The organism is Corynebacterium sp. LaCa_23, from assembly GCF_058182375.1.
Genome location: NZ_CP190825.1, coordinates 1388103 through 1409180, shown reverse-complemented (window position 1 = coordinate 1409180; position 21078 = coordinate 1388103). Strand labels below are relative to the sequence as shown.

Below are 21078 nucleotides of genomic sequence, written 5' to 3'. Positions count from 1 at the left end.
GACCATGAGCGAAGAGAAGCGGTTCCAGGCACTGTCCGCACCGAAGGGTGTGCCAGATTATTACCCACCAGAGTCTGCGACTTTTTATAAGGTCCGCCAGACCATGGTGGAACAGGCGCATCTTTCCGGCTTTCAGCACATTGAATTGCCCATTTTTGAAGATACCGCGCTCTTTGCCCGCGGCGTGGGTGAATCTACCGACGTGGTCTCTAAGGAGATGTACACCTTTGCAGATCGCGGCGATCGCTCTGTGACCTTGCGCCCGGAGGGAACTGCGGGTGTGATGCGCTCGGTCATTCAACACAATTTGGACCGCGGTCAGCTCCCGGTAAAGCTGAACTACAGCGGCCCGTTCTTCCGCTATGAGCGCCCGCAGGCAGGCCGCTACCGCCAGCTTCAGCAGGTTGGCGTGGAGGCCATTGGCGTCGACGATCCAGCACTGGATGCGGAGGTCATCGCCTTGGCGGATCGCTCCTATAGGACCCTGGGGCTTTCCGGGTTCCGCCTGGAATTGACCAGCCTGGGCGACCGCAATTGCCGGCCCGCCTACCGCGAAAAGCTGCAGGAATTCTTGTTTAAGCTGGACTTGGATGAGGAGACCCGCCGCCGCGCGGAGATCAATCCTTTGCGCGTCTTGGATGATAAGCGCCCGGAAATGCAGGAGCAGCTTGCCGATGCCCCCTTGATGCTCGACTACCTCAACGCCGAGTGCCGCGAGCACTTTGAGACCGTGACGGGCATGCTGGATGATATGGGCGTTGCCTACGAAATTAACCCGCGCATGGTGCGCGGCTTGGACTACTACACCAAGACCTGCTTTGAATTCGTCCACGATGGCCTGGGTGCCCAATCCGGCATTGGCGGCGGTGGCCGCTACGACGGGTTGATGGCGCAGCTGGGCGGACAGGATCTTTCGGGCATCGGCTATGGCTTAGGCGTTGACCGCGCCATCCTCGCCCTCGAGACGGAGGGCATCACCTTAGAAGGCAGTGACTCCCGCGTGGATGTCTACGGCATTGCCTTGGGCGCTGCGGCCAAGCGCCGCATGACCGGCATCATCAATGACCTGCGGAAGGCGGGAATCGCAGCGGACATGTCCTTTGGTGATCGCGGCCTTAAGGGCGCGATGAAGGGTGCCGACCGCGCGGGCGCGCGCTTTGCTTTGGTCTTGGGAGATCAAGAACTAGAAAACGGCACCGTTGCCGTGAAGGACTTGGCCGCCCACGAGCAGCGCGACGTAGAGCTATCGCAGCTGGTTGCCATTCTGGCACGGGATCTAGAAGGCTAAGCGCAGGATCAAAAAGGAAGCACCGAGTAAATTCGGTGCCTCCTTTTTGTATGTGTTCAGCTGATTAGCACTCCACCTGGGAAACGCTAAAGCCCATCGTCTTGGCCAAGCCGCCGAGGGAGGTCTCCTTGTACTTGGAGTGCATATCGCGACCCGTATCCGCCATGGTTTGCACGGCGTTATCGAGGGTGACGTGGTGGGTGCCTTCACCCATCATCGCCATGCGGGCGGCGTTAATGGATTTCACCGCGCCAATGGCATTGCGCTCAATACACGGGATTTGTACGAGGCCGCCGACCGGATCGCAGGTGAGGCCGAGGTTGTGCTCAAGGGCGATCTCTGCCGCATTTTCCACCTGGGCTGGGGTAGCACCGAGGAGTGCCGCCATTCCCGCAGCGGACATGGACGAGGCGGAGCCGACCTCGCCCTGGCAGCCCACCTCGGCGCCGGAAATGGAGGCATTCTGTTTGATGATCATGCCGATGGCGCCGGCGGTGAGCAGGTAGCGGCGTGCTGATTCGCGGCAGAAGCCACCGTGGAAGTCGCGCGCATAGTGCAGCACTGCGGGAATGATGCCGCAGGCGCCGTTGGTGGGCGCGGTAATAACGCGGCCGCCCGCAGCGTTTTGCTCGTTGACCGCTAAGGCGAAGAGATTGACCCATTCCATGGCGGAAAAGCCAGAGTGTGGGTCATTTTTCTGCTCGAGCAGCTGCGCATACATCTTGGGGGCGCGCCGCGGCACGCGGAGGCCACCCGGCAGCAAGCCCTTGGTGGAAATGCCATCGGTCACGCATTCGCGCATGATGTCCCATACGAGGTCCAGATGGCGCAGGACATAATCCGCGCCGCCGTCGTCCTTGTGGAGCACTTCCTCATTGGCAAGGACGATTTCCCAGATGTCCTTGTCGTTGGCCTCGCACTGGTTGAGTAGTTCTTCGCCGGTGGTGAATTCATAAGGCACGGTATCTTCGACGGTTGCTGCGGCAACGCCGGCGGGTACTTCGTGGCTATCGGCCATCTCTGCGTCGAGCTCTTTGCGGGAGAGGATGAAGCCACCGCCGACAGAGAAGTACTGTTCGTCTTCAGCAAGGATGTTGCCCTCTGCGTCCCAGGCCTTAAAGATCATCCCATTGGGGTGCTGGGGTAGTGGCTCGTTATCAAAGGTGATTTCGTAGTCGACGGTGCCAGACGGGCCAGAGATGGTGCCTTCGCTGGGGATTGTGCCGCCGGCTTGCGGCTCGGCATCGATGGGAACGGTCAGCGGCTCCCAGCCGGCGAGTCCTAGGATGACGGCGCGGTCAGAGGCGTGGCCGCGCCCGGTGGCGGACAGCGAACCGCGCAGCTCAGCGGACACGCGGGCCGGATGGGAATCGAGAGAGTCGAGGAATTGCTTTGCGGCGCGCATCGGCCCAACCGTGTGAGAGGAGGATGGACCAATGCCGATGGCGAAAATGTCAGTAACGCTAATAGTCATGGTGAAAGCCTTAAGAAACCTTTCTTCGTAGCAAGAGAGTTATCAGTCCAAGAGCGTGAAAAAGAGATTTTCTCAGGCGCGGGGATTCGGATCGAACATTCTAAAATTCAAGCGTAGAGAAATATGTGACATGTATCAATTTTAGAATATGCGATAGGTATTGCGGCGCTAGTGCTTTCCGTCGTATTGGGACAAAATTTCCTCGAAAGGCAGAAATTCCTCGTCCACTCCGATTCCGGTAGGGCGGGAATGGGGGCTGGGTTTGGGGACATCGGCAAGCCCGGCGACCCGATCCGTCGGGCGGATCATCTGATCCGCAAGCTGCGTTGCGGCGCGCTCGATACGGCTGCGAATGCGCGCGCCCTCGGCGGTGCCCAGATCCTCTGTTGCCTGGAAAATGCCGGTCGGAACGACGTGGGCGTGCAGGTAATTCAACAGGGGGCGCAGCGCATAGTCCAAGATGAGCGCGTGGCGCGGGGAACCGCCCGTAGCTGCCACGATGGTGGGCAGCTCCTCCAAGGCGTGGGCATCCAAGACGTCAAAAAACATTTTGAATAGCCCGGAGTAGCTGCCTTGGAAGGCAGGGGTGACGGCAATAAAGCCATCGGCCGTGGAAAGCAGCTCTTTTGCTTCATCCAATTGGGGCGTTGGAGCCGCCCAATTGGTCATGGCTGTGGCCAATTCAGAAGCAAGGGTGCGTACCTCAATAATGTGGGTGTTTACGCCTTCACCGCGCGCGGAAATCTTCGCCTCGGTGGCTTCTGCAATGGTCTCAGCCAATTGCCGGGTAGATGATGGTTCCGAGAGCCCGGCCGTGAGGACAACCAAAGAGCGCATTGCTTAGTCCTCCTTTCCAGGGCTTACGCGAAAGTGCGGGGAATCTGGGTGCTGCTTGAGCGTGGCATGCGTTGGCGGATCCGAGGGTACATGCTCTGGTCGTCGCTGCTCAAAGCGCCGACGAAGCTCCGGTACTACTTGTGTGCCAAGAATTTCTATCTGCTTGAGCACCACTTCTTGTGGCAGCCCGGCGTGATCGATGAGGAAGAGCTGGCGTTGGTAATCGCCCACGTAGTCCGCAAATTTCAGGGTGCGCTCAATAACCTGTTCTGCAGTGCCCACGGTCAGCGGGGTGTAGTCAGTAAATTCCTCCAGGCTCGGTCCGTGCCCGTACACGGGTGCGTTATCGAAGTACGGGCGGAAGAACTTCTTGGCTTCCTCTTCAGTATCGCCAATGAATACCTGGCCGCCGAGCCCCACGATGGCTTGGTCTGCTCGGCCGTGGCCATAGGAGGCAAAGCGACGCCGGTACATGTTGACCATCTTGGCCGTGTGTTCTTGATTCCAGAAAATATTATTGTGGAAAAACCCGTCGCTGTAATAGGCGGCTTGTTCTGCAATCTGCGTAGAACGAATGGAGCCGTGCCATACAAACGGCGGGATGCCATCGAGGGGCGCCGGGGTAGAGGTAAACGCCTGCAACGGGGTGCGGAATTTGCCCTCCCAGTTGACGCTGTTTTCCCGCCACAGGCGGCGCAGCAAGTGGTAATTTTCCACGGCCAACGGGATGCCTTGGCGGATATCTTTGCCAAACCACGGGTAGACGGGGCCGGTATTGCCGCGCCCCATCATCAGATCCACCCGGCCGCCGGAAAGGTGTTGCAAAAAGGCGTAATCTTCGGCGATCTTTACCGGGTCATTGGTGGTAATCAGCGTCGTGGAGGTAGAAAGCTGCAAGCGCTCGGTCTGCGCTGCGATATAGGCTAGGTGGGTCGTCGGGGAGGACGGAACGAAGGGCGGGTTGTGGTGCTCGCCTGTGGCGAAGACATCGAGGCCCACTTCTTCTGCCTTGAGCGCGATTTCCGTAATATTGCGGATTCGCTCCGCCTCTGATGGGGTTTCGCCCGTCGTTGGATCGGTGGTCACATCTCCGACCGTGAAAATGCCAAATTGCATGGTGTCCCTTTCTACCCTTGCTGCGTACCTGTAATCATTGTACGTGACATGTCAACAATACGGGCAGGGAGATTATTCCCAGCGGGGTAAAGAGGGGGCCGGGAGTTAGCTGTAGACCCCGCGCCCCAAGGTGTCGCACTCAGCCATCCGGCCGGAATTATAACCAGCAAGGAAAGCTCGCTGGCGTTGCTCGGAGGAACCGTGCGTCCACGCATCGGGTTGGACCTGCCCGGTGGAACGGCGCTGGATATTATCGTCACCCACAGCCTGTGCCGCGGTGACCGCATCCGCAACTTGCTGTTGGGAAATCGGCTCAAGCAGAGCATCCTCGCCCTTATCCGCGTGGGAAGCCCAAATACCGGCGTAGCAATCTGCCTGTAGCTCAATCTTTACCGCGTTCGAATCCGCACCGGGGTCGTTATAGTCAGATAGCTGCAGCGTGCCCTCGAGCTGCTGAATGTGGTGGCCAAACTCGTGGGCAACGATGTACATCTGCGCAAACGGGGCATTGTGCGCACCATAGTTGCTCAGCGAATCGAAAAACGTGGTATCAAAATACGCCGATTGATCGGCGGGGCAATAAAACGGGCCAGTGGCTGAAGATGCGGTGCCGCAGCCGGAATTGGTGGAGCCATTGAAAATGACCCGGCCAGGGTTGGTGTATTCGATGCCGGCTTGCTCGGGTAGCTCGGTGGTCCAGACATTATCCACGCTCATGGCGGTAAACATGACCCGGCAGTCATCGTATTTATTGCCGTCTTCTGCCGTTTGGCAGTGATCGAAGGCGGAATCATCGGCACCGGTGTGGGTGCCGGATTGGGACTGTTCATTGCCCAACAGGGCACCAATATCGGAGGGGTTTCCTCCTAATAAGAAGTAGAGCCCGACGAGCACGACGGAGCCGATGCCGCCGCCTATAGCGAGGCCGCCGCCACCGCCGGAGGTTGCGCGCTGGCCATCGAAATCGGCACCAGATTTAAAGGTCATGTCTAGATAGTGCCACACCTTGTCGGCCGCGGCAGTGCGCAGCAGCCCATTTATTTCCGGCAGGGTTAGCGGTGCCGGGGCCGCGTGCCTGCGCGGTGGCTTAAGTGGGCTTAATAGGGGCGAAAGTGGCGGTGGGATGTAGAATTGGCCAAGTTCCTAGTCTTGTGCTTGGTTGGGCGCGCGCTGTTTACGCGTGGCTGGACCCGCAAGTAACACCATTTCAGAAGGGATTGAATTATAGTGCTGCGTACCCATTTGACCGGTGAGCTCCGCAAAGAACTGGCAGAAGAGACCGTAACCCTAACCGGTTGGGTTTCTCGTCGCCGTGATCACGGCGGCGTGATCTTCATCGACTTGCGCGATCGTTCCGGCATTGCCCAGGTGGTCTTCCGCGAATCCGATGTGGCAGAGCGCGCCCACGACCTGCGTTCGGAATACTGCGTCAAGGTAACCGGCGTGGTGGAGCCGCGCCCAGAAGGCTCCGAAAACCCGAACCTGCCTTCCGGAGACATCGAGGTCAACGTGACCGACCTGGAGGTGCTCAACAAATCCGCAGCGCTGCCCTTCCAGGTAGATGATCCTTCCGCCTCTGGCGAGGTAGGCGAGGAGACCCGCCTGAAGTACCGCTACTTGGATCTGCGCCGCGAGCGCCAGGCAAAGGCACTGCGCCTGCGCTCTGCTGCCAACCGCGCGGCCCGTAACGTGCTGGATAAGCACGATTTCGCCGAAATCGAAACCCCTACCTTGACCCGTTCCACCCCAGAGGGCGCGCGCGACTTTCTGGTGCCTGCCCGCCTGAAGCCAGGCTCTTGGTACGCGCTGCCGCAGTCGCCGCAGCTGTTCAAGCAGCTGCTGATGGTGGCCGGCATGGAACGCTACTACCAGATCGCGCGGTGCTACCGCGATGAGGACTTCCGCGCCGACCGCCAGCCGGAATTTACCCAATTGGACGTGGAGATGTCCTTCGTGGATCAAGACGATGTCATTGCGCTTGGTGAAGAGATTGTCAAAGAGCTGTGGAAGCTCATCGGCTACGACATTCAGACCCCAATCCCGCGCATGACCTATGCCGATGCCATGAAGTACTACGGCTCCGATAAGCCGGACCTGCGCTTTGACATCAAGATTGTCGAGTGCACGGAGTTCTTCAAGGACACCACCTTCCGGGTCTTCCAGAACGAATACGTCGGTGCCGTAGTCATGGACGGCGGTGCTTCGCAGCCGCGCCGCCAGTTCGATGCATGGCAGGACTGGGCCAAGCAGCGCGGCGCCAAGGGCCTTGCTTACATCACCGTCGCAGAAGACGGCACCCTGGGCGGGCCTGTGGCCAAGAACATCACCGACGCGGAGCGCGAGGGCATCGCCGAGCACGTTGGCGCAAAGCCCGGTGACGCCATCTTCTTCGCCGCCGGCGATACTAAGTCTTCCCGCGCGCTGCTGGGTGCGGCCCGCGGTGAAATCGCCAAGAAGCTCGACCTCATCAAGGAGGGCGACTGGGCCTTTACCTGGGTCGTTGACGCCCCGCTCTTTGAGCCTTCTGCCGATGCCACCGCGTCCGGTGACGTGGCTTTGGGCCACTCCAAGTGGACCGCGGTGCACCACGCCTTTACCTCGCCGAAGCCGGAGTGGATCGATTCCTTCGACGAGAACCCGGGCGAGGCCACGGCCTATGCCTACGACATCGTCTGCAACGGCAACGAGATCGGCGGCGGTTCCATCCGTATCCACCAAGAAGATGTGCAAAAGCGCGTCTTTGAGGTCATGGGCATCGGCGATGAGGAAGCACAAGAGAAGTTCGGCTTCTTGCTCGACGCCTTCTCCTACGGCGCACCGCCACACGGCGGCATCGCCTTTGGCTGGGACCGCATCGTGTCCCTCTTGGGCGGCTTTGACTCCATCCGCGACGTGATTGCCTTCCCGAAGTCCGGTGGCGGCGTGGATCCGCTTACCGATGCCCCCGCGCCCATCCCCGCCGCACAGCGCAAGGAGACCGGCGTGGACTTCAAGCCGGAGAAGAAAAAGAACGGCGAAGAGGCTAAGGCCGCGAAATCAGAGCAGGAGAACTAGCTCTTAGGCTCGCTATCACGACACCATTTTTAGGTTAAGCGGGGCGCGCGCCCTCGCCGCAGCGGACACTTGTGCGGCGAGGGTGTAGCCCCCGCTTTGTGTTGGCGGGCATACTGGATAGAACTATGGTTGATACACAGACAGTGCTTTCGGCCGATGAGGTCATTGGTGCCGCATCGGAAATGTTGTCGCGCCGCTTTGGTGGCACGCCGGAAATGTCAGACATTGAGGATTTAGGCGGATCTGGCAATGCCTTAGTCCTGCGCGCGAAGGTTGCCCCTAGCGCATTTTTGCCGCATCGCTCTGTGGTCATCAAATACAATCCGGTCACCGGCTACGGCGTGGATGACGCAGCGATGCTGCGCGAGGTCGTGGCCTACCAATTCACCACCGCCTTAGCAGAAGACGTGCGCCCTGGACCCGTGCTGCTCGCCCACGATTTAGACCGGCGCATCATTGTCCTGACGGATTTGGGTGAAGCCGAGACCCTTGCGGATGTGCTCTTAGAATCCGGCGATGAGGATCGCATTCGCATCCTGCGTTCCTTGGGCACGGCATTGGGGCATATCCACGTGGGCACCGCAGATCACGAGCAGGATTTCGAAACCCTGCTCAACCGCACCTTGCGCCATAACCCGGAATACGCCGATCACCAATCCGTGCGCGATCAATCCTTGTATCGCTCCATCGGCATTGGTCTCAATCTGCTGGATGAGGCGGGGCTTGAAGCCCCCGAAAGCTTCCGCAGTTTGGCCGATCAAGCCGCGGAATCCCTCGCCTCTGGCAAGGATAGGGCCTTTACTCCCTTCGATCTTTCGCCGGATAACATCATCGTTTCCAAGCGCCTGCACTTCTTGGACTATGAATGGGCGGGCTTTAGGAACGTGGGCTTTGACGTCGCGTGCGTTATCGCTGGCTTCCCGCAGTTCTTGTTTTCTAAGCCAATTACGGATAAGGAAGCAGATATATTTCTTGCCGCATGGTCGCGCGAGGTATCTGAGGTGTGGCCGCGCTTTGCCGATGAAGACGAATTGCACGGGCTTATCGTCGCTTCCCTCATCGGCTGGGCCTTGTCGAGCGTGACCACGATGCACGCCGGGGGAATTGAAGGATTGGTTGCACTTGCTAGCGGGGAAGCGGAGGTTGTCCATGACCCAAAGCGTTCGATCCTGCGCCCGCCGGAAAGCGGGCCTTTTAATGAGGACGAACTTTTGGTGCGCCAAGACCTCTATGAAACCTTTGACGCGCTCGCGCGCTACGCCGCCCAATGCGGGACCGCACCGTGTACGGCCATCGCGGAGTTTGGCAACTTGGTTGCCCGCCGCGTCCACGACGACTAATCACTACACCTTTTTGGGGAGCTAAAACCACATGAGCCAGGATTCTCTCTTCGGCGCCTCTCCCAATGCCGGCGGCAGCATGGGAGGCGATGGCTCGGCATCGTCTTTTCCCACGGCCAATCTCTTTGCCACGCACTCCGGTTCGCCCTTGGCCGCGCGCATGCGCCCGCAGACTTTGGAAGAGGTCGTGGGCCAGGACCACCTCCTTGGCCCCGGCAAGCCGCTGCGCCGCTTGGTCGAAGGATCCGGCGAGGCTTCGGTCATTTTGTATGGGCCGCCCGGTACTGGCAAGACGACGATTGCCTCGCTGATAGCCAGCCAGATGGGCCAAAACTTCGTTGGTCTCTCCGCCCTTGATTCAGGGGTGAAGCAGGTGCGCGAAGTCATTACCCACGCCCGCCAAGAGCTTATCCATGGCCGCCGAACGGTCCTTTTCATCGATGAGGTGCACCGCTTCTCCAAAACCCAGCAGGACGCCTTGCTGGCGGCGGTGGAAAACCGGACGGTTCTGCTCGTTGCAGCGACGACCGAAAACCCGTCATTCTCGGTCGTTTCGCCGTTGCTTTCCCGCTCGCTCCTACTGCAACTGCACTCGCTGAGCGAGGCGGACCTCAAAGGCGTAGCGCGCCGCGCGTTAGACAGCGATCGGGGGCTAGGCGAGCGCGACTTAACCATTACTGATGAGGCATTAAACCAGCTCGTCGTGCTTTCTGGTGGTGATGCCCGGCGCAGCCTGACCTACCTTGAAGCGGCCGCGGAAGCAGTCGACGATGGCGGCGAGATCACCGCGACCACGATTACGGATAACGTGAATCGGGCGGTGGTGCGCTATGACCGCGACGGCGACCAGCACTACGACGTGACCTCCGCCTTCATCAAGTCCATCCGCGGCTCCGATGTCGATGCCGCGCTGCACTACCTAGCGCGCATGGTGGAAGCCGGCGAGGATCCCCGGTTTATCGCCCGCCGCCTGATGGTTCACGCCTCAGAAGATATTGGCATGGCAGATCCCACGGCCTTGCAAGTCGCCGTCGCTGCCGCAGAGGCGGCGCAACTGATCGGCTTGCCGGAAGCGCGCATCCCATTGGCGCAGGCAACGATTCACTTGGCGACGGCGCCGAAATCGCCGTCCGTTATCGCTGCCATTACTAAGGCGCAGGCCGATGTCGCGGCCGGCAAGGTGGGCCACGTGCCGCCGCACCTGCGCGATGGGCACTATGAGGGCGCCAAGCGGCTGGGAAATGCGACGGGGTATTCCTATCCCCACGATGATCCGCGCGGGGTAGTGGAGCAACAATACCTGCCCGATGAGCTCGAGGGCACCGTATATTATGAGCCCACCGAACACGGCGCTGAGAAGCGAATCTTTGACTATATTGGCCGTTTGCGCAGGATACTTCGCGGCAAGCGCCGCTAAGTGCGAACCGGCATGGCCGGTTTTGGCCCCACCGATGGGCACAGCCTGCCCACCAGTAGGTAAAGTTGGGTGGGTTAGAAAGCTTCTTGATGGAAGATAAAAGCTTAGACAGTTAGGATTATTGCTCGTGAAGACTCATGAGATCCGGGAACGGTTTACCCAGCACTTCGTCAATTCTGGTCACGAGGTTGTCCCCAGCGCCTCTTTGATCCTGGATGACCCTAACCTGCTTTTCGTTAACGCGGGCATGGTGCCCTTCAAGCCCTATTTCTTGGGCCAGCAGACCCCACCATTTTCGCAAGGCCTTGCCACCTCTATCCAGAAGTGCGTGCGCACCTTGGATATTGAGGAGGTGGGCATTACCACCCGCCACAACACCTTCTTCCAAATGGCGGGTAACTTCTCCTTTGGCCAGTACTTCAAGGAAGGCGCCATTTCCAATGCATGGAACCTGCTGACCAAAGACGTAGAAGACGGCGGGTTTGGCTTGGACCCAGAGCGCCTATGGGTCACCGTGTACCTCGATGACGATGAGGCAGCGGAAATCTGGCGCGATAAGATCGGCGTGCCAGAACAGCGCATCCAGCGCCTGGGCATGGAAGATAACTACTGGTCCATGGGCGTGCCGGGACCATGTGGGCCCTGCTCGGAAATCTATTACGATCGCGGGTCCGAATACGGCAAGGACGGCGGCCCGATTGCGGATGATAACCGCTACATGGAGATCTGGAACCTCGTGTTCATGCAAAATGAGCGCGGTGAGGGGACCGGAAAGGGCGATTTTGAGATCGTCGGAGAGCTGCCGAAGAAAAACATCGACACCGGCTTGGGCATCGAGCGCGTCGCTTGCCTGTTGCAGGGAGTAGACAACGTCTACGAAACCGACCTGCTCCGCCCGGTTATTGACGTTGCTGAGGAGCTTACCGGCGCCACCTACGGCGAGAAGGCAACGCAGCAGGATAATATCCGCTTCCGCGTGGTGGCTGACCACTCGCGCACCGGCATGATGCTCATCTTGGATGGCGTTACCCCAGGTAATGAGGGCAGGGGCTATATCTTGCGCCGCCTGTTGCGCCGCATCATTCGCTCCGCAAAGCTGCTGGGGGCCGAGGGCGCTACCATGGAGCGCTTCATGAATACGGTCATGGATACCATGACCCCGTCTTATCCTGAGATTGCGGATAACCGCGAGCGCATCCTCCGCGTGGCCATCAATGAGGAAAAGGCGTTTTTGAAGACGCTGGAATCTGGCACCAAGCTTTTCGATGAAGCCGTGGAGGACCTGCGCTCCACCCACCGCGCGAAGACCCAAAAGGTGCTCTCCGGTGATAAGGCCTTTGAGCTGCACGATACCTACGGTTTCCCCATTGACCTCACCCTGGAAATGGCGCAAGAGGCCGGGCTCGACGTGGACATGGACGGCTTTAATGCCGCCATGGGCGAGCAGCGCCGCCGCGCCAAGGCCGATAACCAGGCCAAGAAGCACGGTCACACCGACCTCTCCTTGTACCGCGACTGGGTGGATAATAACCCCACCGTATTCACCGGCTATGAGGAACTGGTCTCGGGCGCGAACGTCATCGGCCTGGTCAAAGACGGCCAGAAGGTCAACGAGGTACACGAGGGCGATGAGGTTGAGGTCATTTTGGACCACTCGCCGCTCTACGCTGAGTCCGGCGGACAGATGGCTGACCGCGGCCGCATTTCTGCGGGCGAATCCCTCCTGGAGGTCAATGACGTCCAGAAGATTGGCAAGAAGCTGTGGGTACACAAGGCTTCCGTTACCGCCGGCGGGCTCGACCTTGGCATGTCCGTTGAGGCTTCCGTCGATGAGAAGTGGCGCCACGGTGCAACCCAGGCCCACTCGGCCACCCACCTCATTCACGCAGCCCTGCGGCAGGTGCTGGGACCCACCGCAGTGCAGGCAGGCTCCCTTAACCGCCCGGGCTACCTGCGCTTCGACTTCAACTACACCGAGCAGTTGAGCCAAGAGCAAATGGAAGAAATCGCCCTGATTACTAATCAGGCGATCGACTCCAATATGGCCGTCAACACCATCGAGACCTCGCTGGAAGAGGCCAAGGCGATGGGTGCCATGGCCCTGTTCGGTGAAAACTACGGCAACCAGGTGCGCGTGGTGGAAATCGGCGGACCATTTTCCATCGAGCTCTGCGGTGGTACCCACGTTGGTTCCTCGGCAGAAATCGGACCCGTTTCCGTGTTGGGTGAGTCCTCAGTGGGCTCCGGTGCCCGCCGCATCGAGGCCTACTCCGGCATGGATGCCTTCCGGTACTACTCCAAGGAAACCGCGCTGGTAGAGGGCGTTTCCCGCGAGCTGAAGGTGCAGTCTGAGGAACTGCCAGAGCGCATTTCTCAGCTTTCGGAGCGCCTCAAGGCCGCCGAGAAGGAAATCGAGGTCCTGCGCAAGGCGCAACTGACCGCGCGGGCCTCTGAATTCATCGACTCGGCTACCGATGTCAATGGCATCAAGACCATTACGCTCCAGCTTCCCGATGGCACTTCTGGCGGCGACCTGCGCACCGTGGCCACCGATATCCGTAACCGGATGAAGGATACGGCCGCGGTCATCGTGCTCGGTGCAGTGGATAAGGGTAAGTTCCCGTTCATTGCTGCCGCTACGGGCAAGGCGGTGGACGAGGGCGTGAAAGCAGGGGACATCGTCAAGCGCCTCGGCGGATACGTCAACGGCCGCGGCGGCGGCAAGCCAGACATGGCGCAGGGCTCTGGTACCGCGCCGGAAGGTGCGCAGCGCGGCTTTGAGGCCGTCAAGGATCTGTTGCAGTCGCGATAAGGATTCATTGTGGCAAAGGTTGAACCAGATTCCCCCGGAGTGGATGACCCAGGCGAGGGTCGCCGGTTAGCACTCGACGTGGGCACAGTGCGAATTGGCGTCGCGGCATCCAACCGCGAGGCCACCCTCGCTACCCCTGTGGAAACCGTTCCCAGGAAGACCGGCTTCAAAGACCGCGATCAAGAAGACATTGATCGAATTCTCGAGCTTATTGGGGCATATTCCGCGGTAGAAGTCATTGTTGGTTTGCCGCGTGATTTACACGGAAATGGGTCAAAAAGTGTAAAACACGCGAAAGAAATTGCGTTTCGGATTCGACGCCGCTTGAATCAAGATGAAAATATAGATAAAGTTCCACCACCAGTACGCTTGGCTGATGAACGTTTGACGACGGTAGCGGCAACCACCGCGCTGCGCGCGTCCGGCGTGTCCGAAAAGAAGGGCAGAAAAATCATTGACCAAGCTGCAGCGGTGGAAATACTACAGTCCTGGCTGGATGGGCGTGCTAACGCGCTCCGCTTGGATGATGCAGTAGCCCAGCCTTCAAACTCAGGAGACTAAACACGTGAGCCGTAACCAACAACGCCTCGGGCGATCGATGGATGATAAGTACGTCAAGCGGCGCCAGCGCGGCATCGCCGTGGTGGTCGCATCCGTCATCGTTATTCTAGGAGCTCTGATCTACATCGGAGTACGCATCGGCACTTCTTCGGCCGACTACGAAGGGGCCGGTAACGGCACCACGCAATTGGTGGAGGTCCCCGAAGGATCCTCCATGTCCGAGCTGGGACCCACGCTCGTGGAAAAGAATGTGGTCAAGACCCAAGAGGCATTCGACTCTGCGGCATCGATGAACCACAGCGCCAGCCAGATTCAACCTGGTTTCTACCGCCTGCAAGAAGAAATGAGTGCGGCGAATGCGGTAGAGGCATTGCTGGATGAAAACAACCGCGTGGACATGCTCGAGGTCCAAGGTGGTGCGACCCTGGAGGATGTCAAGGTCGTCGGCGGTGACGTGCGCTTTGGTATCTACTCCTTGATCGCCCAGGTTAGCTGCGATGACGGCAATTGCTTGGAGAAGGAAGAGCTGGAGAAGGCAGCAGCGGAAACCGATCCTAAGGAGCTCGGTGCGCCCGATTGGGCACTGGATGCCATTAAGAAGCGCGGCAATGACCCGAAGCGTATTGAGGGCCTGATTGCCCCTGGTCAGTACGTGCTCGACCCGAATATGAGCGCCAAGGATATCTTGAAGGACCTCATTACCCGCTCTGCCAAGCGCTATGAAGAAACCGACATTGAAAACCGTGCCAAGGCCATTGGTCTTTCGCCGTACGAGCTTTTGACCTCTGCCTCCTTGGTGGAGCGTGAGGCACCCGCCGGCGAATTCGACAAGGTTGCCCGCGTTATCCTGAACCGCTTGGATGAGCCGATGCGCCTGGAGTTCGACTCCACCGTGAACTACGGCCTAGAAGACGTTGAACTTGCCACCACCGATGAGGCGCGTGCGGAGAAGACGCCGTGGAATACCTACGCCAAGGAAGGCCTGCCGGATACGCCGATTTCCTCGCCTTCTGATGAGGCAATCCGCGCCATGGAAGAACCGGCCGAAGGTAACTGGAAGTTCTTCGTCACCGTGGATAAGGACGGCACCACCGTGTTCTCTGATACCTACGATGAGCACCTGGACCGCGTGGACGATGCCATCCGCTCCGGCGTCCTCGACTCGCAGCGCGAGGGCGAAGGGGCAGGTGCCGGCAACGGCGATGCCGCCTCAGATCAACCGGCTGAGTAGGCACTAGGCCGCAGCCAGAAAGGTAGTTGCTTTCCCATGCCGCGCGCCGCAGTACTCGGTAGCCCCATCGCACACTCGCTCTCGCCTATCCTGCATAACGCGGGGTATGCCGCAGTGGGGCTCAAGGAGTGGTCCTATACCCGCTTTGAGGTCACGGCCGATACCCTTGTCCCATTCTTGGAAGAATGCGGCCCCGAGTACCGCGGCTTTTCTGTCACCATGCCCGGTAAGTTCGCCGCGCTCGAGGTTGCGGAAGAACGAAGCGATAGGGCGCAGCTTATCGGGTCCGCCAATACCTTGGTGCGCACCGAACATGGGTGGCGCGCGGATAATACCGATACCGAGGGCGTGCGCGGCGCCCTGCAAGAACTCATTGGGCTCCGCCCCGTGTCTCAGGCCCTTATCATCGGCGCGGGCGGAACTTCCCGTCCAGCGCTGTGGGCTCTGGCAGAACGCGGAATCGACCAAGTCACCATCTTGAACCGCTCGAACCGCCAAGCAGAACTCCAGCCCTTGGCCGAGCGGCTCGGGCTCAATTTGCAGTATGCAACCTTTGACGATGACCTCGAGGACCTTTCCCGCTCCGCGGATTTGATTATTTCCACCGTGCCTTCGGCGGCGTTAGAGGATTATCGCTTCCAGCTTGCCCACGCCCCAGTACTCGATGTGATTTATCATCCGTGGCCTACGACGCTCGCCGCCTGCGCCGCCGCGAATGGCTACTTCACCGTGGGCGGGCACGTCATGCTGGCGCATCAAGCATTTAGCCAATTCGAGCAATTCACTGGCCTTACCGCTCCGCGCGAAGAGATGGTTGCGGCCCTGCAGGAAGAGCTTCGCCTGCGCAACCTATAACCACGCTGGGAATACGCCCATGTGCGCCGTCTTGCCATGAAGAGCGGCAAGGCGGCGCTTAGCCTTATGCCATGGGTATTTTCGGGGGAATAGTTTATGGTCTGTGGGCAGCCGCCTTGAGCTGGTGGGATATTCGCGAGCGGCGCTTGCCCGATGCGCTGACCATCCCAGCAGGGGTTCTATCGGTCACTGTTGTTAATTGGGGCGGGTTATTCTGGCCGGTGCTGTACCTCCTAGTGGCGCTGCGGGGTGCTGGCATCGGCGGGGGAGATATTAAATTGGCCCTGCCGCTGGGCATGCTCGTTGGTGCTGCGGCAGGGCCCTTGGCCGTCCTCATCGCTTGTGGTAGCGCTGCTGTGTTCACGTTGCTTGCAAGCGGTGTCGTACGTGCCAAGGGCGGCGTGCCCCACGGGCCCTCGATGCTCGTGGCCGCCGGGCTGGTCATCGCCGTGCATACCCTCTTTGAGGGGGAGGCGAATATATTGGGGTGCCTAGTTATTCCCTGTGTATAGGTGCCGTGCGATAATACCCGCATGCTTCGTTGGACTACCGCTGGTGAATCCCACGGCCAGGCACTGATCTCCATGCTGGAGCACATGCCGGCCGGAGTGCCCATTACCCGTGCTGATATTTCCCATCAGCTTGCGCGGCGCCGCCTTGGATATGGCCGCGGTGCGCGCATGAAGTTTGAAGCGGATGAGGTCACGCTGCTGGGCGGCGTACGCCATGGGCTGACCATTGGTAGCCCCATTGCCATCATGATTGGCAATACCGAGTGGCCGAAGTGGACCACCGTCATGTCCGCAGATCCCATCGATATGGACGATGAGGACGTAGCCAAGGCGATGAATTCGGGCCGGGGTGCGCCCTTGCAGCGCCCGCGGCCAGGCCACGCCGATTTCGCCGGCATGGTGAAATATAACCACAGCGAAGCCCGCCCCATCTTGGAGCGTTCTTCTGCGCGGGAAACCGCCGCACGCGTTGCCGCCGCGACTGTAGCGCGCAACTTCCTGCGGGAAACGCTAGGCGTTGAAGTCTTCTCCCAGGTGATTTCCATCGGCGCATCGCAGCCCTATGTGGGTGCTTCCCCGAGCTTTGCGGATATCGAGGACATCGACAACTCGCCGGTGCGCGCCTTTGACAAGGACGCCGAATCCGCGATGATTTCAGAGATTGAAGCCGCCAAGAAGCAGGGCGATACCTTAGGCGGCATCGTCGAGGTAATCGTCGATGGCCTCCCCATTGGCCTCGGTTCACATATCTCGGGCGATGACCGCTTGGATGCGCAGCTGGCCGGAGCATTGATGGGCATCCAGGCGATTAAGGGCGTTGAAATCGGCGATGGCTTTGAAGAGGCGCGTCGGCGCGGCTCCGAAGCCCACGATGAAATAGTCCGCACCGAGGACGGCGTGACTCGCCTGAGCAACCGTGCCGGCGGCTTGGAAGGCGGCATGACTAACGGGCAGCAATTGCGGGTCCGCGCCGCCATGAAACCGATTTCCACGGTGCCGCGTGCTTTGCAGACGATCGATATGGAATCGGGTGCCGATGCCACCGCAATTCACCAGCGCTCAGATGTTTGCGCCGTGCCGGCAGCAGGAGTTGTGGCTGAGGCCATGGTCTCCCTCGTGCTAGCGCGCGCAGTTTTAGATAAATTTGGCGGGGATAGTTTGAGCGAAACCTCCCGCGCCATTGCTGCATATGAAGAATACGTTTCGCAGCGACTCGCCTTTAACCAGGAGTAAATGATGACAACGCCAACCGATGTAACGGGACAACCGCATCCTTGCGTCGTATTGATTGGCCCGCCCGGGGCGGGAAAGTCCACGATTGGCCGCCGGCTTTCGCATGCGCTGAATTGCGATCTGGTGGATTCGGATCACCTGATCGAAATGGCCGAGGGAAAACCCTGCGGCGAGGTCTTTAGTGAGAAAGGCGAACCGGCGTTTCGCGAGCTCGAGGCCGAACATGTCGCTGAAGCCCTGCAGAAGGGCGGGGTAGTAAGCCTTGGTGGGGGCGCGGTGATGACGGCCTCTACGCGCGAGCTTCTGGAGCGCCACACCGTCGTCTTCCTCGATATTTCCGCAGAAGAAGGCGCGCGCCGCACGGCTGACGATCGCAACCGTCCGGTATTAGCGGCGGATAATCCGGTTGAACATTATCGTTCCATCGTGGAAACGCGTAGGCCCTTTTACCTGGAGGTAGCCGATTTTCGCGTGCGCACGGATGCTCGCTCCCCGCAGCAGGTCGTGGGCGATATCCTGGGCTTTTTAGAAACCCTCTAGGCGGGGCAGTTACACCTATCCGCGCAATCCTGCAGGCTGAAGCTCCGTAGAAAGGACACCATCATGCCTACCATCGCCGTTAACGGACCGAGCCCGTATGAGGTCCGCATTGGAGCGGGTCTTAGCGAAGATATCGCGCGGCGCTGCGCGGACACGGGGGCTGATAAGGCAGCAATCATCTTCCAACCGGCCCTGCGCACCGCAGCAGAAGAGCTCGCGAAATCCGTAGAAGGACAGGGCGTCACCCCCGTCTTGTGCGAGGTGCCGGATGCTGAGGCGGCCAAGCAACTGAGCGTGGTGGGAGGCGTATGGGACCGCCTTGGTGAGGCCGGCTTTAGCCGCAGCGATATCGTCATTGGTGTAGGCGGCGGGGCAACCACGGACATGGCAGGCTTTGTCGCCGCCGGATGGATGCGCGGCATTAAGGTCATTCAGGTTCCTACGACCCTTCTCGCCATGGTTGATGCCGCGGTGGGCGGGAAAACCGGAATCAATACTAAGGCCGGGAAGAACCTCGTCGGCGCCTTCCACGAGCCGGATTCTGTATTCGTCGATCTGGAGCGCCTAGAGACCCTCCCGCAGGCGGAGATCGTGGCTGGTTCCGCTGAGATCATCAAGACCGGGTTCATTCATGATCCGGTCATCGTGCAGCGCTACGTGGAGAATCCAGCGGCTTGCCTTGACCCAGGCGGTGTCCTGCCCGAATTGATTGAGCATTCCATCGCGGTGAAGGCAGCTGTGGTGGGAGAGGATCTTAAGGAAGCCGGGCTGCGCGAGACCCTCAATTATGGGCATACCTTTGGCCACGCCATAGAAAGGCAGGAAAACTATGCGTGGCGCCACGGCAATGCGGTAGCCGTAGGCATGATGTTCATTGCCCATCTTTCCCATCAGCGGGGCCTGATAGATGCGGAACTCGTGGAATTGCACCGCAGCATCCTGACCAATATCGGCCTGCCTACGACGTATCAATTCGGGAAATTCGCGGAACTATATGAGGCGATGACCCACGATAAGAAAAACCGCGACGGCAAGATCCGCTTCGTGGCGCTAACCGGAATCGGCGCGACGACGCGGATAGAGGGTCCGACGCGCGAAGAACTAGAAGCGGCATATGCCGCTATCACGGAGTAGATATGAAAATCGTTGTTCTCAATGGCCCGAACCTCAATAGGTTGGGCAAGCGCCAACCAGACGTATACGGTTCTACGACGTTAAGCGATGTTGAAAAGCTCGTGTCCGAGCGTGCGGCGAAGCACGGGGCAGAGGTCGAGTTTTTCCAGTCTAGTTTTGAAGGCGAGCTCATTGAGAAGGTCCACGAGGCCGCCGATGCCGGAAGTGCAGTCATCATTAACCCAGGTGGGCTGACACATACCTCCGTCGCCCTGCGCGACGCCCTGGCAGAGATTGCCGATGGCGCCGGTTTCGTGGAGGTGCATATCTCCAACGTGCATGCCCGGGAAGAATTCCGCCATCATTCTTATCTAAGCCCCATTGCCCGCGGCGTCATCGCCGGCCTAGGGGTCTTTGGATACTGCGCCGCGGTGGACTATCTGTGCCAATAAGCACCGGCCAGATCCATGCCCCTCGGGCGCGGATGGAAAGAAGGCTTCGAACCTAGCCACCTGCGCCGCGGAAATAGTTATAGTGGAAGAATAAATTTTTTTAAGCTTCACTACGTTCCCGCAAAGGATGATTTTATGGCACTTGCAGATACCCGTTTCAGCGATCGCCGCCGGAAGCTAGCCGCGGAATTAGCCGGTCAGCGCATTGATGCGGTATTGGTAACCCACTTGATCCACGTCCGGTACCTGTCCGGATTCTCCGGCTCCAATGGTGGGCTTTTGCTGCGCAAGGATCTCTCCGCGCTCATGGCTACCGATGGCCGCTATACCACCCAGATTGCCCAGGAAGTCCCGGATCTTGAGGCGGTCGAGGGCCGCGCTGTGGGTAAGGTGCTCCTGCAGCAATTCGACAAGGATGAGACACCGGTTCGCGTCGGCTTCGAAGCCGACTACATGTCCGTATCGGAACTGGAAGATCTGAAGGATTCCGCACCGGATGGGGTCACCTTGGTGCCGATTTCTGGAATCATCGAGGACATCCGCATCACGAAGGATCCGGTAGAGCTAGAAAAGCTCGAGGAGATTGCGGCGCTTGCTAACCAGGCGTTGGAAGACCTCATTTCCGCCGGCGAGTTGCGGGCGGGCCGTACGGAGCGCGAAGTTGCCGCCGACCTGGAATTCCGCATGCGCATCCTGGGTTCTGAGCGAGTGAGCTTCGATACCATCGTGGCCTCTGGCCCGAACTCCGCCATGCCGCACCACGGCGCGGACGACCGCGTGATCGAGGACGGGGACTTGGTCACCATCGACTTCGGCGCTCACCTGCGCGGATTTAATTCTGACTGCACCCGCACCTATGTCGTGGGTACGGCAAATGACTTTGCCAAGGAGATCTACGATGTGGTGCTGCGCGCCCAGCAGGCTGGTGTCGAGGCTGCGGTAGCGGGCACCTCGCTTTCCGATGTCGACGCCGCCTGCCGCAACGTTATCGCCGACGCCGGATACGGCGACTACTTCGTCCACTCCACCGGGCACGGCGTGGGCTTGGACGTGCACGAAGCACCCTTTGCTGCCACGACCGGTAAGGGTGAGCTGGCGCCAGGGATGACGCTGACCATCGAGCCGGGCGTGTATGTGCCGGGCAAGGGCGGCGTACGCATCGAAGATACGCTGATTATCACCGATGGAGCCCCGAAGATCATTACCGCCGCCTCCAAGGACTTTACTGAGCTGCCCGCATAGG

General features: G+C 59.6%; 18 protein-coding genes. 14 read left to right on the top strand and 4 right to left on the bottom strand.

Annotated features, from left to right (window positions below; genetic code table 11):
- Positions 1-4 precede the first annotated feature (4 nt).
- A complete protein-coding gene (gene hisS / locus ACP8IT_RS06820) occupies positions 5-1288 on the top strand; it encodes a histidine--tRNA ligase (RefSeq protein ID WP_490289795.1) in 1284 nt (427 codons plus the stop codon).
- A 64-nt stretch (positions 1289-1352) separates the two neighbouring features.
- Here the strand turns inward: hisS and ACP8IT_RS06815 are convergent, their stop codons facing one another.
- The 4 genes from ACP8IT_RS06815 to ypfJ all read right to left on the bottom strand — a co-directional run bounded on the left by ACP8IT_RS06815 (position 1353) and on the right by ypfJ (position 5702).
- Entirely contained in the window at positions 1353-2762 is a 1410-nt protein-coding gene (locus ACP8IT_RS06815) for an L-serine ammonia-lyase (protein WP_490289794.1), read from the bottom strand.
- A gap of 168 nt (positions 2763-2930) precedes the next feature.
- Positions 2931-3599, bottom strand: coding sequence for an FMN reductase (locus tag ACP8IT_RS06810; RefSeq protein ID WP_302527039.1), 669 nt, complete (start codon positions 3597-3599; stop codon positions 2931-2933).
- Between the two features lie 3 nt (positions 3600-3602).
- Positions 3603-4715, bottom strand: a complete 1113-nt coding sequence (locus tag ACP8IT_RS06805; RefSeq protein ID WP_490289793.1) for an LLM class flavin-dependent oxidoreductase — start codon at positions 4713-4715, stop codon at positions 3603-3605.
- A 105-nt stretch (positions 4716-4820) separates the two neighbouring features.
- The gene (gene ypfJ, locus ACP8IT_RS06800) at positions 4821-5702 is read right to left on the bottom strand and encodes a KPN_02809 family neutral zinc metallopeptidase (protein WP_490289792.1); all 882 of its coding nucleotides are present in this window, start codon (positions 5700-5702) and stop codon (positions 4821-4823) included.
- 240 nt (positions 5703-5942) lie between these two features.
- On the opposite strand from ypfJ, the gene aspS reads away from it, so the two are divergent.
- The 13 genes from aspS to ACP8IT_RS06735 all read left to right on the top strand — a co-directional run bounded on the left by aspS (position 5943) and on the right by ACP8IT_RS06735 (position 21077).
- Positions 5943-7769 (top strand): aspartate--tRNA ligase, encoded by a 1827-nt coding sequence (gene aspS / locus ACP8IT_RS06795; RefSeq protein ID WP_237799512.1) that lies wholly within the window; start codon positions 5943-5945, stop codon positions 7767-7769.
- A gap of 125 nt (positions 7770-7894) precedes the next feature.
- Positions 7895-9109, top strand: coding sequence for a phosphotransferase family protein (locus ACP8IT_RS06790; protein ID WP_023017421.1), 1215 nt, complete (start codon positions 7895-7897; stop codon positions 9107-9109).
- 31 nt (positions 9110-9140) lie between these two features.
- Positions 9141-10526 (top strand): replication-associated recombination protein A, encoded by a 1386-nt coding sequence (locus tag ACP8IT_RS06785; RefSeq protein WP_023017422.1) that lies wholly within the window; start codon positions 9141-9143, stop codon positions 10524-10526.
- A 127-nt stretch (positions 10527-10653) separates the two neighbouring features.
- A complete protein-coding gene (gene alaS / locus ACP8IT_RS06780; RefSeq protein ID WP_237799513.1) occupies positions 10654-13338 on the top strand; it encodes an alanine--tRNA ligase in 2685 nt (894 codons plus the stop codon).
- Positions 13339-13347: 9 nt separating this feature from the next.
- Complete coding sequence (ruvX, locus tag ACP8IT_RS06775) at positions 13348-13899, top strand: Holliday junction resolvase RuvX (RefSeq protein ID WP_237799514.1); 552 nt, start codon at positions 13348-13350, stop codon at positions 13897-13899.
- A 37-nt stretch (positions 13900-13936) separates the two neighbouring features.
- A complete protein-coding gene (gene mltG / locus ACP8IT_RS06770; RefSeq protein WP_034658197.1) occupies positions 13937-15130 on the top strand; it encodes an endolytic transglycosylase MltG in 1194 nt (397 codons plus the stop codon).
- Between the two features lie 36 nt (positions 15131-15166).
- Entirely contained in the window at positions 15167-15985 is an 819-nt protein-coding gene (locus ACP8IT_RS06765) for a shikimate dehydrogenase (protein WP_126319133.1), read from the top strand.
- A gap of 71 nt (positions 15986-16056) precedes the next feature.
- On the top strand, positions 16057-16497 hold the full coding sequence (locus ACP8IT_RS06760) for a prepilin peptidase (RefSeq protein ID WP_490289791.1): 441 nt from the start codon (positions 16057-16059) through the stop codon (positions 16495-16497).
- 21 nt (positions 16498-16518) lie between these two features.
- The gene (gene aroC, locus ACP8IT_RS06755) at positions 16519-17730 is read left to right on the top strand and encodes a chorismate synthase (protein ID WP_126319129.1); all 1212 of its coding nucleotides are present in this window, start codon (positions 16519-16521) and stop codon (positions 17728-17730) included.
- Positions 17731-18270 carry a shikimate kinase gene (locus tag ACP8IT_RS06750; RefSeq protein ID WP_126319127.1) on the top strand — a complete coding sequence of 180 codons (540 nt, stop codon included), beginning with the start codon at positions 17731-17733 and terminating at the stop codon, positions 18268-18270.
- Between the two features lie 63 nt (positions 18271-18333).
- Positions 18334-19404, top strand: a complete 1071-nt coding sequence (gene aroB / locus ACP8IT_RS06745; RefSeq protein ID WP_490289790.1) for a 3-dehydroquinate synthase — start codon at positions 18334-18336, stop codon at positions 19402-19404.
- A gap of 2 nt (positions 19405-19406) precedes the next feature.
- The gene (aroQ, locus tag ACP8IT_RS06740) at positions 19407-19835 is read left to right on the top strand and encodes a type II 3-dehydroquinate dehydratase (RefSeq protein ID WP_284609428.1); all 429 of its coding nucleotides are present in this window, start codon (positions 19407-19409) and stop codon (positions 19833-19835) included.
- Positions 19836-19970: 135 nt separating this feature from the next.
- Positions 19971-21077, top strand: coding sequence for an aminopeptidase P family protein (locus tag ACP8IT_RS06735; RefSeq protein WP_284609429.1), 1107 nt, complete (start codon positions 19971-19973; stop codon positions 21075-21077).
- The last annotated feature ends 1 nt before the right edge of the window (position 21078 follow it).

Bases quoted from the DNA above. Each gene is read 5' to 3' on its own strand.
- hisS (WP_490289795.1), top strand. From the start codon at position 5: ATGAGCGAAGAGAAGCGGTTCCAGGCACTGTCCGCACCGAAGGGTGTG.
- ACP8IT_RS06815 (WP_490289794.1), bottom strand. From the start codon at position 2,762: ATGACTATTAGCGTTACTGACATTTTCGCCATCGGCATTGGTCCATCC.
- ACP8IT_RS06810 (WP_302527039.1), bottom strand. From the start codon at position 3,599: ATGCGCTCTTTGGTTGTCCTCACGGCCGGGCTCTCGGAACCATCATCT.
- ACP8IT_RS06805 (WP_490289793.1), bottom strand. From the start codon at position 4,715: ATGCAATTTGGCATTTTCACGGTCGGAGATGTGACCACCGATCCAACG.
- ypfJ (WP_490289792.1), bottom strand. From the start codon at position 5,702: ATGACCTTTAAATCTGGTGCCGATTTCGATGGCCAGCGCGCAACCTCC.
- ACP8IT_RS06790 (WP_023017421.1), top strand. From the start codon at position 7,895: ATGGTTGATACACAGACAGTGCTTTCGGCCGATGAGGTCATTGGTGCC.
- ACP8IT_RS06785 (WP_023017422.1), top strand. From the start codon at position 9,141: ATGAGCCAGGATTCTCTCTTCGGCGCCTCTCCCAATGCCGGCGGCAGC.
- mltG (WP_034658197.1), top strand. From the start codon at position 13,937: ATGGATGATAAGTACGTCAAGCGGCGCCAGCGCGGCATCGCCGTGGTG.
- ACP8IT_RS06765 (WP_126319133.1), top strand. From the start codon at position 15,167: ATGCCGCGCGCCGCAGTACTCGGTAGCCCCATCGCACACTCGCTCTCG.
- ACP8IT_RS06760 (WP_490289791.1), top strand. From the start codon at position 16,057: ATGGGTATTTTCGGGGGAATAGTTTATGGTCTGTGGGCAGCCGCCTTG.
- aroC (WP_126319129.1), top strand. From the start codon at position 16,519: ATGCTTCGTTGGACTACCGCTGGTGAATCCCACGGCCAGGCACTGATC.
- ACP8IT_RS06750 (WP_126319127.1), top strand. From the start codon at position 17,731: ATGATGACAACGCCAACCGATGTAACGGGACAACCGCATCCTTGCGTC.
- aroB (WP_490289790.1), top strand. From the start codon at position 18,334: ATGCCTACCATCGCCGTTAACGGACCGAGCCCGTATGAGGTCCGCATT.
- aroQ (WP_284609428.1), top strand. From the start codon at position 19,407: ATGAAAATCGTTGTTCTCAATGGCCCGAACCTCAATAGGTTGGGCAAG.
- ACP8IT_RS06735 (WP_284609429.1), top strand. From the start codon at position 19,971: ATGGCACTTGCAGATACCCGTTTCAGCGATCGCCGCCGGAAGCTAGCC.